General features: G+C 26.4%; 15 protein-coding genes. 1 reads left to right on the top strand and 14 read right to left on the bottom strand.

Features of this window, described 5'->3' with window-relative positions; translation table 11 throughout:
- Window positions 1–3: 3 nt before the first annotated feature.
- The 12 genes from hypD to RSF37_RS08530 all read right to left on the bottom strand — a co-directional run bounded on the left by hypD (window position 4) and on the right by RSF37_RS08530 (window position 11862).
- Entirely contained in the window at window positions 4–1077 is a 1074-nt protein-coding gene (gene hypD / locus RSF37_RS08585) for a hydrogenase formation protein HypD (protein ID WP_332563995.1), read from the bottom strand.
- Window positions 1078–1088: 11 nt separating this feature from the next.
- Window positions 1089–1310: a HypC/HybG/HupF family hydrogenase formation chaperone gene (locus RSF37_RS08580; RefSeq protein ID WP_332563994.1), complete on the bottom strand. Its 222-nt coding sequence runs from the start codon at window positions 1308–1310 to the stop codon at window positions 1089–1091.
- A 12-nt stretch (window positions 1311–1322) separates the two neighbouring features.
- Window positions 1323–3602, bottom strand: a complete 2280-nt coding sequence (gene hypF / locus RSF37_RS08575; RefSeq protein ID WP_332563993.1) for a carbamoyltransferase HypF — start codon at window positions 3600–3602, stop codon at window positions 1323–1325.
- Between the two features lie 136 nt (window positions 3603–3738).
- Window positions 3739–4902, bottom strand: a complete 1164-nt coding sequence (locus tag RSF37_RS08570) for an AI-2E family transporter (RefSeq protein WP_332563992.1) — start codon at window positions 4900–4902, stop codon at window positions 3739–3741.
- Between the two features lie 26 nt (window positions 4903–4928).
- Window positions 4929–5339 carry a UDP-N-acetylglucosamine pyrophosphorylase gene (locus RSF37_RS08565; RefSeq protein WP_332563991.1) on the bottom strand — a complete coding sequence of 137 codons (411 nt, stop codon included), beginning with the start codon at window positions 5337–5339 and terminating at the stop codon, window positions 4929–4931.
- A 98-nt stretch (window positions 5340–5437) separates the two neighbouring features.
- Window positions 5438–6208 (bottom strand): EFR1 family ferrodoxin, encoded by a 771-nt coding sequence (locus RSF37_RS08560; protein ID WP_332563990.1) that lies wholly within the window; start codon window positions 6206–6208, stop codon window positions 5438–5440.
- Between the two features lie 12 nt (window positions 6209–6220).
- A complete protein-coding gene (locus RSF37_RS08555) occupies window positions 6221–6658 on the bottom strand; it encodes a MarR family winged helix-turn-helix transcriptional regulator (protein ID WP_332563989.1) in 438 nt (145 codons plus the stop codon).
- A gap of 130 nt (window positions 6659–6788) precedes the next feature.
- Window positions 6789–7931, bottom strand: a complete 1143-nt coding sequence (locus RSF37_RS08550) for an ABC transporter permease (protein WP_332563988.1) — start codon at window positions 7929–7931, stop codon at window positions 6789–6791.
- Window positions 7928–9046, bottom strand: coding sequence for an ABC transporter permease (locus tag RSF37_RS08545; protein WP_332563987.1), 1119 nt, complete (start codon window positions 9044–9046; stop codon window positions 7928–7930). The genes RSF37_RS08550 and RSF37_RS08545 overlap by 4 nt, the downstream gene beginning before the upstream one ends.
- A gap of 14 nt (window positions 9047–9060) precedes the next feature.
- A complete protein-coding gene (locus tag RSF37_RS08540) occupies window positions 9061–9996 on the bottom strand; it encodes an ABC transporter ATP-binding protein (protein WP_332563986.1) in 936 nt (311 codons plus the stop codon).
- A gap of 113 nt (window positions 9997–10109) precedes the next feature.
- A complete protein-coding gene (locus tag RSF37_RS08535) occupies window positions 10110–10739 on the bottom strand; it encodes a response regulator transcription factor (RefSeq protein WP_332563985.1) in 630 nt (209 codons plus the stop codon).
- A 16-nt stretch (window positions 10740–10755) separates the two neighbouring features.
- On the bottom strand, window positions 10756–11862 hold the full coding sequence (locus RSF37_RS08530) for a sensor histidine kinase (protein ID WP_332563984.1): 1107 nt from the start codon (window positions 11860–11862) through the stop codon (window positions 10756–10758).
- 126 nt (window positions 11863–11988) lie between these two features.
- On the opposite strand from RSF37_RS08530, the gene RSF37_RS08525 reads away from it, so the two are divergent.
- Entirely contained in the window at window positions 11989–13947 is a 1959-nt protein-coding gene (locus RSF37_RS08525) for an FUSC family protein (RefSeq protein WP_332563983.1), read from the top strand.
- An 11-nt stretch (window positions 13948–13958) separates the two neighbouring features.
- On the opposite strand, the gene RSF37_RS08520 is transcribed toward RSF37_RS08525, so the two are convergent.
- Both RSF37_RS08520 and RSF37_RS08515 read right to left on the bottom strand, forming a co-directional pair.
- The gene (locus tag RSF37_RS08520) at window positions 13959–14540 is read right to left on the bottom strand and encodes a TetR-like C-terminal domain-containing protein (protein ID WP_332563982.1); all 582 of its coding nucleotides are present in this window, start codon (window positions 14538–14540) and stop codon (window positions 13959–13961) included.
- A 129-nt stretch (window positions 14541–14669) separates the two neighbouring features.
- Complete coding sequence (locus RSF37_RS08515) at window positions 14670–16094, bottom strand: potassium/proton antiporter (protein ID WP_332563981.1); 1425 nt, start codon at window positions 16092–16094, stop codon at window positions 14670–14672.
- Window positions 16095–16254 lie beyond the last annotated feature (160 nt).

The raw sequence follows: 16254 nt of genomic DNA, 5'->3' as shown, positions 1-16254 counted from the left end.
CCTCTATTTATATTCGATCATTATTGCACATGCACCTTCAAAAGATACCATACATGGACCTTTAGGGCTCTCCTTTTTGCATGTATTATTAAATAGCATACAATCATAAGGCTTCTTTTTCCCTTTTATAACCTCCCCACATATACATCCTGTATTATTATAATCATTCTTATCTTTTAAATTAAAGTATTTATATGCATCAAACCCTATATATTTTTCTCTTAATTTATATGCACTACCGCATATTTTCCCAATTCCCCTCCAATTTCCATCACATGTAATAAAAACTTCATCTATAGCATCTTTTGCTATTTCATTGCCATTTTTTCTTGTAACGCTTTTATATAAATTTTTGAATTCATATTGTTTATTTTCATTCATCTTCACTAAACTTAATATACTAGAGAGTATTTCAGTACAATTAAATCCACTAATTACAACACCTTTTTTATATTGTTTATAAATATTATTAAAATCCTCTTCACCTATTATTGTAGCCACATGACCTGGGGCTAATAGCCCATCTATTTTTACCTCATTATCATCTAAAATACTTTTTATAACTTCAGGCATAGTCTTTAACTCATATAGTATAAATAGATTTTTTATATTCTGGAGAGAAGCCTTCTTTATCATCATAGCAATTGTTGGTATTGTAGTTTCAAAGCCTACTGCAATAAAAATTATTTTTTTACTTTTATTATTTTTTGCTATATCAACACATTGCATTGGGCTTGTAATAACTCTAATATCTCTCCCCTTTTCTCTTTCTCTTAATAAAGTTGATTCCCTCCCTGGAACTCTAATCATATCTCCAAATGTTAAAGTAATAGTATTTTCTATATTGCATACCTCAATTGCATTATCAATAAACCCTTCTGTTGTTACGCATACTGGACATCCAGGTCCAGATATAAAATTTATATTTCTATTTAAAATCTTATTTATTCCATACTTATGAATACTCCTCGTATGAGTACCACAAACTTCCATTATATTAATTTTATTCTTTGCAATCTTGTTGATTTCTTCCACAAGCCTTTTATTTATATTTGTATTATTAAAATTTCCTTCCATAACAACTACTCCTATTGCTTTAAATCCATTATGTCAAATATTTCTAAAGTCTTTCGCGCTTCATCTTCATCCACTTTCTCTATAGCAAATCCTACATGAATTAATAAATAATCATCTATATTCACTTCATTTATAAGTGATACATTAACCTTTCTCTTTGTTCCTAAAAATTCAACTAGCGCTTCATCTGAATTGTATATTTCAATAACCTTTCCATAAATAGCTACACACATAAAATTTTCTCCTTACATTAATTCATCACTTATTAAAAGCTGTCCATATGACAATCCACTATCATTACATGGTATCTTCTTATTTGTAATTACATTAAACCCTTTATTTTCTAAATCTATACATAGTCCTTCTAAAATAATTCTATTTTGAAATACTCCACCACTTAGAGCAACAGTATTTATTTTGGTTTCATTTCTTAAAATTAAAGCCATACTGCTTGATGCGTATATTATTGTATTATGAAACTTTAGTGCTATCTCTTCTTTAGTAACTCCTCTTCTTAAATCTCTAACTATTCCCCTAATTAATTTTTCAGTTTTTATTCCAAATACGTCTTTAGCCTTTTTTATTTCATAACAATATTTTTCTTTATAATTTTCATTATCTACTTTAAACTTATTAGCTAAATTTTCTAAATATATTCCATATTCACCTTCAAAGGATACTTCATCATTAAATCCTAAAATACTGCAAATCCCATCAAATAGTCTTCCAACACTAGAACATAGACTTACATTTAAATTTTTATCTATCATATTACATAGTAAGTTAAACTTATCCTTATCTACATTAAATATGTCATTAAACTCTTTATAAATATTACTGTCACCTAATTTAAGCGACTCTCTAATAAGTGCTAGTCCAATCTTCCAAGGATTTTTAGTAGCACTATCTCCACCAACTAATTTGAAATAATTAACTTGTCCATATCTTTTGAAACTTTTAAGATCACAAATTAAAAATTCTCCACCCCATATATTTTTATCTTCACCATAACCAGTACCATCAAAAGCTATACCAATTACTTTTCCTTTATAGTCATTTTCACCAATACAACTTGCTATATGTGCATGATGATGATAAATACCAACCTTTTTCACATTAATTTCATCTAAATATTTAGAATACCAGTAACTTGGATGCATATCGTAGCATACTTTTTTTATATCTATATGATAAATATTTTTAAGATGAATTACATTCTTTTCAAAATTTTCCAAGCTTTCTAATGTTTCCATATCTCCTATATAAGGACTTATAAAAATATAATCCTTTGAGCTTAATGAAAAAGTATTTTTAAGTTGTCCTCCAAGAGCTAAGGTGTTATCTCTAGTATCTTTCTTAATTGATATTGGAGCATATCCCCGGCCAGCTCTTATTACCCTTTCTTCTCCTAAACATTCAAAAACCACCGAATCATCAACCGGCATATTAATTTCTCTATTATGAACTAATAAATAATCAGTAATCTCCTTTAATTTATCAATAGCTTTATAATCTTCATATATCATTTGCCCTTTAGTAATATTTCCACTAGTAAATATTACTTTATCAATTCCATCTTTAAATAATAAATGATGAAGTGGGCTATAAGGCAAAACAACACCTAAAGTATTATTTGAAAATGATATATTGTTTGGTAGGTCATTATTTTTCTTTTTTAATATTACTATTGGCTTTTTATTATCTTTAAGCATCTCTTCTTCCTTATTAGATAATAGACAATATTTTTTTACTGTCTCTATATCTTTCATCATTACTGCTAAAGGTTTTCTTACTCTTCTTTTTCTTTGCCTTAATTCATCTATTGTATTATAAAAGTCTGCTCTACATACAATGTTATATCCACCAATACCTTTTATCCCTAATATATAGCCTTCTTTAATAAGATTACGTGTCTTATTAAGTTCATCATTGCAATTAACACAATCCCCATATTTATCTAATAATTCAAGCTTTGGCCCGCATTCATTGCAACAGGTTGGCTCTGCATGAAACCTTCTATCTACAACATTTAAATACTCCTCCTTGCAATTATTACACATATGAAATGAATCCATAGTAGTAAACCTCCTATCATAAGGAATACTTTTTATAATGGAAAATCTTGGTCCACAATTAGTACAATTAGTAAATGGATATGCTTCTCTTCTCCTATCATATTTATCTTCAATTTCCTTAATACACTCATCGCACACTCCTATATCAGGTGATATTAATGTCCTTCCACCAAAGTCTATGCTATCTATTATTTTAAAATCTTTAAAACCTATGGTATCTAAACTTAATTCCTCAACACTCTCAATGAAACTTAATTTCGGACTTTTTTCTTTTATATTACTTATAAAGGAATCTATATTACTAGATTTTCCCTCTACATCTATCAAAACTCCCTTTGATGTATTGCAAACTGTACCTTTAAGGTTATGATATGTCGCTATTTTATATACAAATGGTCTAAAACCTACTCCCTGTACAATTCCTTTTACAATAATATTTTTCCTAATCATTAAATCCTCTCTTAATAAATTAATATACTTATCTTTATGTAATCACTTTTATTAATATGTATAGTAAAAAAGCAAAAAAAGTAAGCTTTAAATAATCTAAAGCTTACTTATGTTTATAAATTAATTGTTTTATTTTTTACATATAATCTTCCGTCTCTGTATTTAAGCCTTTTTTCTCAAGCTTAGCCTCAACAACTTCTTTTATTACAGAATATACTACTGCAAATAATGGTACTCCTATAACCATACCAACAAGCCCTAAGAACTTCCCAGCAACTAGTATAGAAAATAGTATCCAAAATGCTGATATCCCAATTGAATCTCCAAGTATTTTAGGTCCTATAATATTCCCATCAATTTGTTGTATCACAAGAATGATTAAAAGGAACCATAAGGCCTTCATAGGTGAAACAAATAATATTATTATAACTGATGGTATTGCACCTATAAATGGTCCAAAAAATGGGATTATATTTGTTATACCAACAATTACTGATACTAATAATGTATAAGGCATACTAAATACAGTTAAAATTGCAAATGTAAGTACTCCAATTATAAATGAATCTAATATTTTACCACTTAAAAATTTACCGAATGTATCATTACTTCTATGTGTTAATTCAACAGTTTTAGCTGCAGCATTTTTAGGTAACATTGCATATGTTAATTTCTTACTTAATGCAAAGAATTTTTCTTTTTCTATTAAAAGATATATTGAAATAATTAATCCTAAGACAATATTCCAAATACTTGATAATATTGTTGTTAAAAGTCCACCTAGCATAGGTATTAAGTTTGTCGCTATTTTAATTATATAATCAATAACATTATTGAAATTTTCATTTATTACACTTTGATACTGTTCTGCAATATCAAGTTTATCAATCATACCATTTATAAAGTTAGTAGTGTCAGTTATATACAATGGTATATCATTAACAAGTCCTACTATACTATCTATTAATTGTGGTAATACAAACTGTATAAATAGTCCTACAAAAATAAATGCAGTTATATATGTTAATAGTAATCCAATACCTCTTTTTGATTTTATATTAAATTTTTTAAAAAATTGTTTTTCGAATATTACATTCTCATAAAATCTTAAAACAAAATCTAAAAGATATGCTATTGCAAACCCTATAATAAATGGTTTAAGTATAACTATTACTTGACTTATTTTACCCATAAGAGTACTCATTTGAGATATGGATAAATAAAATGCTATAATAGCACACACTACAATAAATGTATAAACGGATATAGTATTATATTTCGTATTCCAATTAATTTTCATATTTGACCCTTTCTCCTTTTTAGGTACTACAGTGCCTCTATTATATCAAGAACTCTATTTAATGGTGCTTCTATTTTGAATATTATATCTTCATCAATTCTTAATTTACACTCATCTTCATTTGTCTTAATTGTATCAATATTTAATTTACCCGGTCTAAGTTCTTTATACTTTCCCTTTGAAACATCAATAGAAAACTTTGAATCTTTAGCTCCAGTTATGTTTATTATACTTCCAAGTTCTTCACCATTAGTAAGTCTAACAGTAATTATATTACCTTTAGTTCCTTCTTGTGGAATCTTTTCAACAATACCTTCACCTTGAAGTGTCATCCATCCACCACTTAGCTTAATTTTAGCCATCATTTCTAATCTATATTGATTTCCTATTTCCTTTAAAAGCTTACCAAGCTCTATTACACTTAATTCAATTTTCATAATAAATTCCTCCCTTTTTAATTCTATGTTACATCATTTTACCTTTTCAATCAATTCAATTATGTAATTTGCAGTATATTCAGCTTGTTTATCCCTTTTTATAAGTAGTTATTAATGTTATATTGGTTCTGCTTTTTCTTTGTATATAATATAGCATTCTTTGGACAATTATTTAAACATTTCGCACACATCATACAGTTAAATCCAAATTTAATTCCCTTTTCTGTTAACTTTATATTATTTTGAGGGCATTCATTAACACACTTCTTGCATTTAATACACTCATTATTTACAGCTAGTCCCTTACCCATAAACTTTGCCATAATAGAAAACACTTCAGCTATTAAATCTTTTTTCAGTATTCCCTTACTCGTAATTTCTATTTTTTTTAGATTACCATTTACTAAGTTATTTATAACTTCAGCTGCTTTTAAATTTGAATCTTTTATCATTTTTTCAATTTCTTCTTTTGTATTTTTTCCGTAATTTCCAAATTCGATATTTCTAGGCATAATAAATATTTCTTTCGCAATAACTTCATATCCTTTATTACTAAGTTTTGCACCTAGAGAGTCCACTCCATTAGCATTTATACTCCCTGCTGAAGTTGAATATACTATTGCCTTTATATGTCTATCTGTGTTAACTATATTTTTCAAAGCCCATTTTATAAATTTCTCTGGAACATTACCTGCATAAATAGGTCCTCCTAATATTAATAAATCTATATTTTTTAAATCTTCCTTATTAAACTTATTAATTCCATATGCTTTAACTTCGTAATCATACTTCTCTAAATTACCGCATAATTTATCTCCTATATATTTCGTATTTCCAGTTCCTGAGAAATAAACAATCAATGCTTTCATATTATTTAAAACCTACCTTTTACTTACTAAATTTTTTTTCATTTTATTTAAAACTTCTGAAGTTACCTTTAATTCTTCTTCATCAATTCCATTAACCATATCATTAAAAATATCTTCAAGTATATTTCCTATACTATTCATTTCATCATATGCTTTTTTTGTTAATATTATTTTTTTCTTTCTTTGATCAGTTTCATTTAAATATATCTCTATAAAATTATTTGCATTTAGTTTACTTAGATTTCTACTTATATTAGCTTTGTTGATTCCCATTTCTTCGGATAATTCATCTTGATTTATAAATTCATCTTCCTTATGTCTCATGAGTGCCATTAAAGTTAATATCTGTCCTTGTCCAATATTGCTATCTTTAAATCCTTCATCCATTTTTTTCTTAAGGTCTTTTGAAATAAAATAAATTAAGTCACCAATACATTTATAATTACTCATATATCCACTCTCCTCTTAAAAAGATTATATCCCTTTTTAGTTGCCCACGCAACATATTTTATTTATAGTACTTTATTATTAATGATAAAAGTCTAAAAATACATATTATACTTTTAGACTTTCACTTATTTTATATATTAATACTTTTTTCTGAATGCTTAGTTTTATATGCTGCTAATAAGAAAAATGCTATTGAAAATAATAATATTATTAATATATTTTTCCATAATTCACTTATATCTCTTCCGTTTTGCAGTTCTGTTATCATATCCATGGCCCATCTTGTTGGTAACATTTTAGAAATTCTATTTATAAAGTCTGGGAATAACATTACAGGAACAAAACATCCACCGAGCATTAATAATGCCATAATCAAAATATTACTTACAATCCCTGCTTCTTGATCTGACCTTGTAATTGCAACACAAAATGTTCCAATTGATACTGCAAGTATAGCAACTAAGAATAATACTATAAACATATTTAAATTACTCATTCCTAAATTTACTTCAGTAAATAAACTAAGAGCTATAATTACTAATATTATTTGAATAACTAATGATATTAAACTACCTATTATATTACCTAAATAATATTGCCATACCTTTATACCGGCAACAAACATTCTTGAATATACTTTATCAAACTTATCATCATTTATTCTTGCAGCTCCAAGGGTAGCTTTAAAGAACATGAACATAATCAAAAATCCTACGAAAATTCCAGCTACTTCATTTTCTTTGCCTTTATTCGATAAAACTCCTTTTTCCACTTTAATATTTTCTTTATTATATTGATTTAAAAGCTCATCAAATACCTTTTCATTATTATTACTTACTTTTATTAATCTATTTATATTATTAATTTCTAATGTAACTACTGTATTTATTAAATCAGATGTACTATCTCCCTCTTTACCTATTATTTTTACACAATCAGTTTCCCCTCTAGATAACTTACTATATATATCATTAGATACAATAACCCCTGCATCTATACTCTTTTCTCCAATTTTATTTCTTAATTCATTTTCTTCTACTTTAACTAAATTTATATTTTTTTCATTCTCAATTGAATCTGCTATATTTTTATATATTAAATTAGTCTCACTTCCACTTATACCAATATTCATTGCTTTTGGATCACTATCCATAACCATTCCCATAAAAACAACTATAGCAATTGGAATGAGTATACTTAAAACAAAGAAAACAGGCTTTTTTAGAATCATAATATTTAAATTATTTTTTATCATCACAATGAAATTTCTCATATCCTATCCTCCCTTTTTCTATATCTTAAAAATATAAGTATACTAGCAAATATTATTATAGAAATATTTATTAATGTCGCTTGTCCTAATAATTTATACTCTCCTGTGTAAACAGCTCTAAATATCCCTCTATTTATCCATCTTATAGGTGATATATTTGTTATTATTTGAAATACTCCTCCAACATCATCAGGTAGACTCATATAAGAACCTCCTAAAAAAGACATTATAGGAAGTATAACACCTTGTATTGCGGTCATAGATTTCTCTTTATTATTGACATATTTAGCTATACACATACCTACCATTATTGATGCTAATGATAATACTTGAATGGCTCCATATATTATAAGTGGGTTCTCGCCCCAATTAGTCTTAAGAACAAATTTTGAGAACAAAAAGCCTGGAAGAGTTATTGCAAATGACAATACAAAATATCCTATTACAGTTCCAATATAATATTGTCCATCAGTTACTCCTGTTAACTTCATCCTCTTATATATTCCTCTTTTCCTATCATCATATATTTTATCAAATGGGAAAATCATTATATATAACGTCATCATTGTTATTTCTACAACTGCATAATAATCAAATGCTGATGGAGCCTTTTCTTTACTTAATAATTCTATCTCTGGAGATATGCTATCTCCTTTGATAATTGTTTCTGCCATATTTGGATCTATTGAATATACGATTCCAATTCCATTTATCGTGCTATCAATTCCTCTAATTATTGAACTTAAATATGAATAATATATTTCATCACCCTTTGCAACATAAATATTAGTTCTATCTTTGTCAAAATTTATAAATATACTTCCATCATTTTTAACTTTTGTTATAGCACTTTCATTATCTTCTATCTTTTCAAATTCAAATTTAGAATCAACCTTCTTAACTTCATCATCTAAAATTCCAACAAATTCTTTTTTATCTAAAGATTCGTTATAATATATTTTCTTCCCCTCTAATTTCAACCCATCTTGTTCGAAATAGTTACCAAGTACGCTTCCAAGCAAAATTATAAGAAATATTGGGAAGAACATTGAAAACAATAAATAGCTAGGCTCTCTAATAGATTTAAGTATTACACTTTTTATAACAGCTTTCATAATTCTCTCCTTCCTTAATCTCTTAAACTTCTACCAGTTAATGTTAAGAATACAGTTTCTAATGTTATTTCTTTATATCCAATATCTAAAATATTTGCCCCGTTATCATTGACTTTACTTATTATTTTACTCAAATTATTAATATCTTTCATTGAATCAACTTTTATAACATTCTCTTTTATAAATACATTTTTAACTCCAGAGATACACTTTATTTCTTCTTTATTTATTAAACTTCCGTCATTTACAGTAAGACTTAAGCTACTTTTATCACTTACGAGATTTTTAAGTTCATCAGTACTTCCTTTTACTATTACTTTTCCATTGTCAATTATTGCAATCTCATCACAAAGAATTTCGGCTTCCTCCATATAATGTGTAGTATATATTATTGTTGCACCTTCCTTATTTAACTTCTTAACGGCATTTAATATATGATTTCTTGATTGTGGATCAATACCAACCGTTGGCTCATCCATAATTATAATCTCAGGTTTATGAACAATAGCACAAGCTATATTAAGTCTTCTAAGCATTCCCCCTGAGAATTCCTTAGCTAGCTTTTTTCTTACATCTGAAAGTCCTGTAAACTCTAAAGCGTAATTAATATTTTCCTTAAGATCCTCGCCTCTAAGACCATATATCTCACCAAATAACTTCAAGTTCTCTTCTGCTGTAAAAGTTTTATAAAGCGCTACTTCTTGTGGCACTACTCCCATAAGTTTATTTTGTTCTTTCATAGATTTTGTAACATCAACATCATTAATTTTAATCCATCCAGATGTACTATTTAAAAGTCCACAAATAATATTTATGGTAGTACTCTTACCTGCTCCATTAGGACCTAATAGCCCATATATTCTTCCCTTTTCAATTTTTAAAGATATATTATCTACAGCTAAAAAATCACTATATTTCTTAACTAAATTCTTTATTTCTATTGCATACATATTTAATACCCCCTATTTGTGTAATTCTTTCATTAATACTATTATAAAAAAAAGACTTCCTCTTTAAATGTAGAGAAAGTCATTTTCTTCCATGACTAAAGTCATATAATAATTTATTGAAAATTTCTCAAATACTTTATAGCTATTTGAGTTCTATGATTAAGATTTGTCTTTTGAAGAATTGATGTTATATAATTTTTAACTGTTCCTTCAGAAATAAATAAGCTACTACTTATTTCTTTATTACTATATCCCTTGCATATTTCTCTTATTATTTCAAGCTCTCGTTCTGTAAAAAGCGTAAGATCGCTAATATCTTTATAATCCTTCCCAATGTTTGATGATAATTTTTTTAAAACTTCTTCCTGTATAACAGAATTACCTTCATTAACCATTTTAATAGCCTCAATTATTTTGTTTGGCTTTGTATTTTTAAGTAAATACCCTTTAGCTCCAAAGAGTATCGCATCACTAATATATTTGTCCTCATCAAATGTAGTCAGTATAATAACTTTTGTTGTACTTATATTATTTATTTCCTTAGTGGCTAGTACACCATTTAGTATAGGCATCCTAACATCTAGTAAAACTATATCTACTTTGGTTTTAACAATAAAATCAACAACTTCTCTACCATTAGAAAAAGCTCCTACTACTTCAATATCTTTATCTGCTCCTAATATTATTTTTAAACTCTCTCTAATTAGATCATCATCTTCACCTATTACAACTTTTATTGGCACACTTTCTTCTCTCCCTTTATTCAATTTTAAACAACAAAGTAGCTGAAAAGCCATCTTTCCCATTTAAAATCAATTCTCCATTTTTACTAATTAAACTTTCCTCTATTTTTTTAAGACCATATCCTTTTATTATTTTTTCTTTTCCAATCCCATCATCTTTAAAATTAACCCTTATAATTTTATTTAAAACATCCACAATAATACAGACTTTTTCACATTCTGAATACTTTAGCGCATTTGTAGATAGCTCTTTAATTGCATCAGTAATAATCATCCACTGCTTATTTGTTATTCTTTCTATATCTCCATTGCACTTTATGCTAGACACTACATCTACTTCTCTAAATTTATTCTCTACTAAAGTTCTAAGTTTATTAATTCCAATCTCTTCACGTTCTGGAGTAATTTCATGTATTGTGTTCCTTAAGTCATTCATCCCATCTCTTAAATGATCTATAATTTCTTCTAACATCTTCTTTCCTTTTTCTAAATCACTATCTAATATTATTTTAGATGCTTCTAATCTTATAATAGATGCTACAATAACATGTCCTACTTCATCATGCATTCTCCTTGATATTTTATTTCTTTCTGCAAGCTTTGTATAATCTATACTTTGCTTATAGTACTCAGCTTCATTTTGCATCCTATTATTTATCCTATGTATATTTTTTCTTTCTATATCTAATTTATTTTCTAAATTTTCAATTCTAAAATAACAACTGCTTAGTATTACAGATATAATCATTGTAATAATCATTAGATATATATATATCCATATGTAAGAATCTTCAATATAAATAATTGAATATAAACTCACAAATATAACCACTGCCAAAAGTCTAGCTCTATTTTTTACACTTTCCTCAATCAAAATCCCAGTTAATAAAATAATAGCAATTCTAAAACCTATAAGTATATATAATAAATTAATTACAATTAATAATCTCACTAAATATTTTTTATATTCTACCTTTACTAAACCTTGTACTAATGAAATTATAAAAACTATCAGTATGTATGTAACAAAGAAAAAAACTGAATTATCTGAATCGAAATAAAAAAATGAAATTCCAATTAGTAGTATTATTCTAAATATTAATTTGAAATTATTAAAATTCATTTAATCTTCTTCTCCTATAATATATTCTTTTTTGTTATTATTCTCTAAAAAGTTCATATTACCTTTTTTATTTATTGATATAATATATTTAACTTAAACAAAAGATAATTAATGGAGTAAACTTATATGAAAAACATTCTAAACAATACAATATTTCTAAAAACAATAATATTTATATTAGGTGTACTTATTTTCTTTTACTATTGGTACATATTAGGTACAGAAAATGCTTTCGTAGGTGTTGCAGTGGTAAAAGGTGCATTAACTTTGTTAAATAAAGATTTAACTGCTAACCCTATAAGAAATTCATTTATATTTCTTATTGCATTCATTTATATAGGATTATTTTCTTATTTAGGTGCTATCAATATTTATTTAGGATTATTTATTAATTTTTTTGCATTATTTTTTATAACCTACTTATTTGTTTCAAATTTAAATCAATCTATTTGGACACCATTTGTGCTTGGATATCTTTTTCTTTTAGTTAAACCAGTGCACTTAATAGAACTTCCAAAAAGATTAACAGCACTATGCTTAGGTTCACTTTTTATAATGATTAGCCAATTTATATTAAATAAATCTAACTCTAAAAAGAAACTAAATGATAACTTACTTACACTTCTAAGTAGCTTATCTACAAAAATAGACCATTTAATTGAAAAGAATAATTCATCTTATAAAACTATGAATGTAGATTCATCAATTAATAATATAATTTCAACTGTTTATAATAGAAGACTTTTTTACTTTTATATTAATGATACTGATAACATAATTTTAAATATCTCACTTTGTATTGAAAGACTTAGTTCTTCAATTAATGAATATGATGTATCCACATTAGATGATTCTTCTAGAGAATTCTTTAAAGATTTATCTAGTCTAGTTTTAAATATGTCAAGCTTCATAAAAGAACGGCACTCTCTTAACAATTTAATTAATGAAATAGATAGCTTTAAATGTACGTATTCTACTATATACAAAAACAATTACTTCTTATATGATATTGTTCAAAATTTAAGTTTACTTAGATTTTCACTATCTAACCTTTTAAAATCTTCTAAAAGTAATTGTTCAAATAAACCATATAAAACTAATTTTAAAGTTAAACTTTCATCATTATTAAAATTAAACTTTAATAAAGGATCCTTAAAATTTACATATGCTTTTAGACTTTCTCTACTTTTATCTGTTTCTTACTTTTTGGTAGAACTATTTAAAATACCTCAAGGAAAATGGATTACATTTACAATTTTTGCAGTTCTTCAGCCTTACATCGAAACTTCTACAAAGAGGTTTGGAGTAAGATTTAAAGGGACGATAATTGCTTTACTATTGTTTGCTGCAATTGACGTACTTGTAGCTAATATTTATCTAGAGATTTTAATATTTATTGTCCTTTATTATATATTTATTATTACAAGTAAATTTGAAGTCAGAACTATATGTGCTATAACTGTTGGTACTGGAGTATTTTCTTTAATAACTAAATCACCTTTAGATGGTGTACTATATAGATTTATATTCGTAACTATAGGAATTATTATAAGTTACTTAGGTAATAAATATATTTTCCCTTATAGTTTAAAAGATGCTTTAAGTAAATTAATTAAATCATATTACTCAATTAGTAATGATATGATATCAATAGGATTTGACAGTACTATTGATAGCGATTTATTAAATAAAATGAATGAAAATATGATGTTATCTAAACTTTATGAAAGCAAAATACTTCTAAATAATAGCTCATTAAATATTTCTTATATTAATGATTTCGTTTATAATCAAAGACTTCTTAATGAAAATATTTATTATTTATTTTACGAGACTTTTAACGGAACTATAACTAATGTAAATTTAAACAAGTTAAAAGATTCAGTACATTTATTATCTAATTGTACTGTACATTCTAATAAAATCGATGAGATTTTAAAATCTTCAAAAAAAGATTTTAATTTATTGACTACTAATACTGATAGAATATTTGCTTTAACATCTTATAGAATACTATATAGACTTAAGACATCTAAAGACTTAATATATAAAATTAAAAATACTGAATTTATTTATAAAAAATAAATTCAGTATTTTTATTTATCCTCATATCTTTTTAATGCCCGTAGGAAATTCCCATCAATTAGCTCATTTAATTTATAAACGATATTTTCTGGCTTTTCTTTCATTCCATCATCCATCCACTTAAGTACTAAACCCTTAAATGCCATAGTATAAAAGTCTGACATAAATTGCTTGTCTTCTATACTTACAGTCATTTCTTTTGAAAGTTCATCTATAACTCCAATTATAAGTTCATTAGTTACAGAATATAAATATGTATTCAAATGGTTATGTCCTAATGAATTTAATGTATTTAAACAAAATTGTTTATTTCTTTCTATATAATTAAATATAATTAAAAGTCCATCTGTCCAGTGCTCATAATTTCCACACTCTTTTACACTTTCAAGCGCTTCCGTTTTATAAATCCAATCAATTAAATCGTAAACATCCTCAAAATGATAATAAAATGTTTGCCTATTAAGATTGCATTCATCAACAATACTTTTAACAGATATTTTGTTAAGCTCAGTTTTACTCATTAGTTCTTTTAATGAATTAGCTAAAGCATGCTTTGTAGTTAAAGAACTCGACACCATATCACCTCTACTCACTATTTTCTCTCTAAAGTAATTATATCAAGTATTAATATTATTTTTATGAACTTTAATATAAATTCCTTGTTAAATATTTAAAAACTAAAAGGTAGCCTATTTTCATATTTATGAAAATAGGCTACCTTTTTATTCATTTAAAAAATTACTAATACTATCGAAATCTTTAGCTGTAAATACTATAGTGTCTCCAACCCTTATTTCTGTAGAACCTTTTGGAATTACTACTTCGTTATTCCTTCTAATCATAACGACGAATATTTCTTCTGGTATATTTGCATCCATAATAGTTTTATTAGCCCAATCATTATCTTTAGAAATATCTATCTCAACTAAACTATTTCCAATTTCATCTTTATAATCATTAAAGGTTTTTAGTACAGGTGAATTATCATCTACAAGGTCTAAAAAGTTTGCAACCTTCGGTATTAAAGTCCCTTGTACCGCAACTGAGAATAATGCTATAAAGAATATTATATGGAATATATCATTATCTATCGGTACCCCGTAAGTTACTGCATATATTGCAAAAACAATTGATGCTGCTCCTCTAAGCCCAACCCATGATACAAATAACTGTTCTTTTATTGGGACTTTAAAGAAGCTAAGTACACTAAATATAGCAATTGGCCTTGCAATAAATATCATAAATATAGAAATTGATACTCCTTTAAATGCAACTTGTGGTATATCTGATGGAAATGCTAATAATCCAAGCATAAAGAATAATGCTATTTGCATAATCCATGATATCCCATCAAAAAAATGTACTAAACTTTTCTTATGTGGAATTTTACTATTTCCAATAATAATACCTGCAAGATATACGCTTAAATATCCATTACCACCAAGATATTCACTTAATGCATATGAAAGTACTGCTATAGCAGCTACAAATATTGTATAAAAACCTTCTATTTCAAAATTTGCTTTTCTTAATAAATATGTAGTTAATTTAGCAAGTATAACTCCAGTAAGTATTCCAATTGAAATTTGACTTATTAGAAGAGGTATTACAAGCCCTCCACCTTCTCCTGCTATCAATTGTAATATAATAACTGTAAGCATGTATGCAATAGGGTCATTACTCCCACTCTCAATTTCTAGAATTGAAGCTAATGAACCTTTTAAGTTTAATTTCTGAGAACGAAGTATAGCAAAAACTGCTGCTGCATCCGTTGAAGCAACAATAGATCCTATAAGTAATCCTTCTAAAAGTGTTGTTTTAAATATGTAAAAACAGAACATTCCTGTAAGACCAGCTGTTATTGCAACTCCAACAGTTGATAATAATACTGACTGAACTGCAACTGGTTTTGCCATCTTCCAGTTAGTACTAAATCCTCCAAAGAACATTATAAATATTAAAGCAAACGAACATACCTCTTTCGTAAGTTCATAATTATCAAAATATATTCCAACTATTCCATCAGAACCAAATAACATTCCAAGTACAATAAATATCAATAATATAGGTACTCCAAATTTATATAATACTTTTGTTGAAGTTACACATATTAATAATATCAATGCACAAACAATCATTAAATCCATTTAAGTCCACCTCCGAAGTTCATTTGTATTTCATGGTTTGTTAAATTATATTATAGTTTATTAAAGAACTCAACCTTTTATTGATACTTTATCTATATTATTGCTCATTTAACTTATTTTTAATAAAAAAAAAGTGCTATATCATTTTTTTGATATAGCA

Source organism: Clostridium sp., from assembly GCF_036643715.1.
Taxonomy (GTDB): Bacteria; Bacillota; Clostridia; order Clostridiales; family Clostridiaceae; genus Clostridium.
This window is presented reverse-complemented; position numbering and strand designations above follow the sequence as displayed.

Coding starts and splice junctions, on each gene's coding strand:
- hypD (WP_332563995.1), bottom strand. CDS start 1,077: ATGGAAGGAAATTTTAATAATACAAATATAAATAAAAGGCTTGTGGAA.
- RSF37_RS08580 (WP_332563994.1), bottom strand. CDS start 1,310: ATGTGTGTAGCTATTTATGGAAAGGTTATTGAAATATACAATTCAGAT.
- hypF (WP_332563993.1), bottom strand. CDS start 3,602: ATGATTAGGAAAAATATTATTGTAAAAGGAATTGTACAGGGAGTAGGT.
- RSF37_RS08570 (WP_332563992.1), bottom strand. CDS start 4,902: ATGAAAATTAATTGGAATACGAAATATAATACTATATCCGTTTATACA.
- RSF37_RS08565 (WP_332563991.1), bottom strand. CDS start 5,339: ATGAAAATTGAATTAAGTGTAATAGAGCTTGGTAAGCTTTTAAAGGAA.
- RSF37_RS08560 (WP_332563990.1), bottom strand. CDS start 6,208: ATGAAAGCATTGATTGTTTATTTCTCAGGAACTGGAAATACGAAATAT.
- RSF37_RS08555 (WP_332563989.1), bottom strand. CDS start 6,658: ATGAGTAATTATAAATGTATTGGTGACTTAATTTATTTTATTTCAAAA.
- RSF37_RS08550 (WP_332563988.1), bottom strand. CDS start 7,931: ATGAGAAATTTCATTGTGATGATAAAAAATAATTTAAATATTATGATT.
- RSF37_RS08545 (WP_332563987.1), bottom strand. CDS start 9,046: ATGAAAGCTGTTATAAAAAGTGTAATACTTAAATCTATTAGAGAGCCT.
- RSF37_RS08540 (WP_332563986.1), bottom strand. CDS start 9,996: ATGTATGCAATAGAAATAAAGAATTTAGTTAAGAAATATAGTGATTTT.
- RSF37_RS08530 (WP_332563984.1), bottom strand. CDS start 11,862: ATGAATTTTAATAATTTCAAATTAATATTTAGAATAATACTACTAATT.
- RSF37_RS08525 (WP_332563983.1), top strand. CDS start 11,989: ATGAAAAACATTCTAAACAATACAATATTTCTAAAAACAATAATATTT.
- RSF37_RS08515 (WP_332563981.1), bottom strand. CDS start 16,094: ATGGATTTAATGATTGTTTGTGCATTGATATTATTAATATGTGTAACT.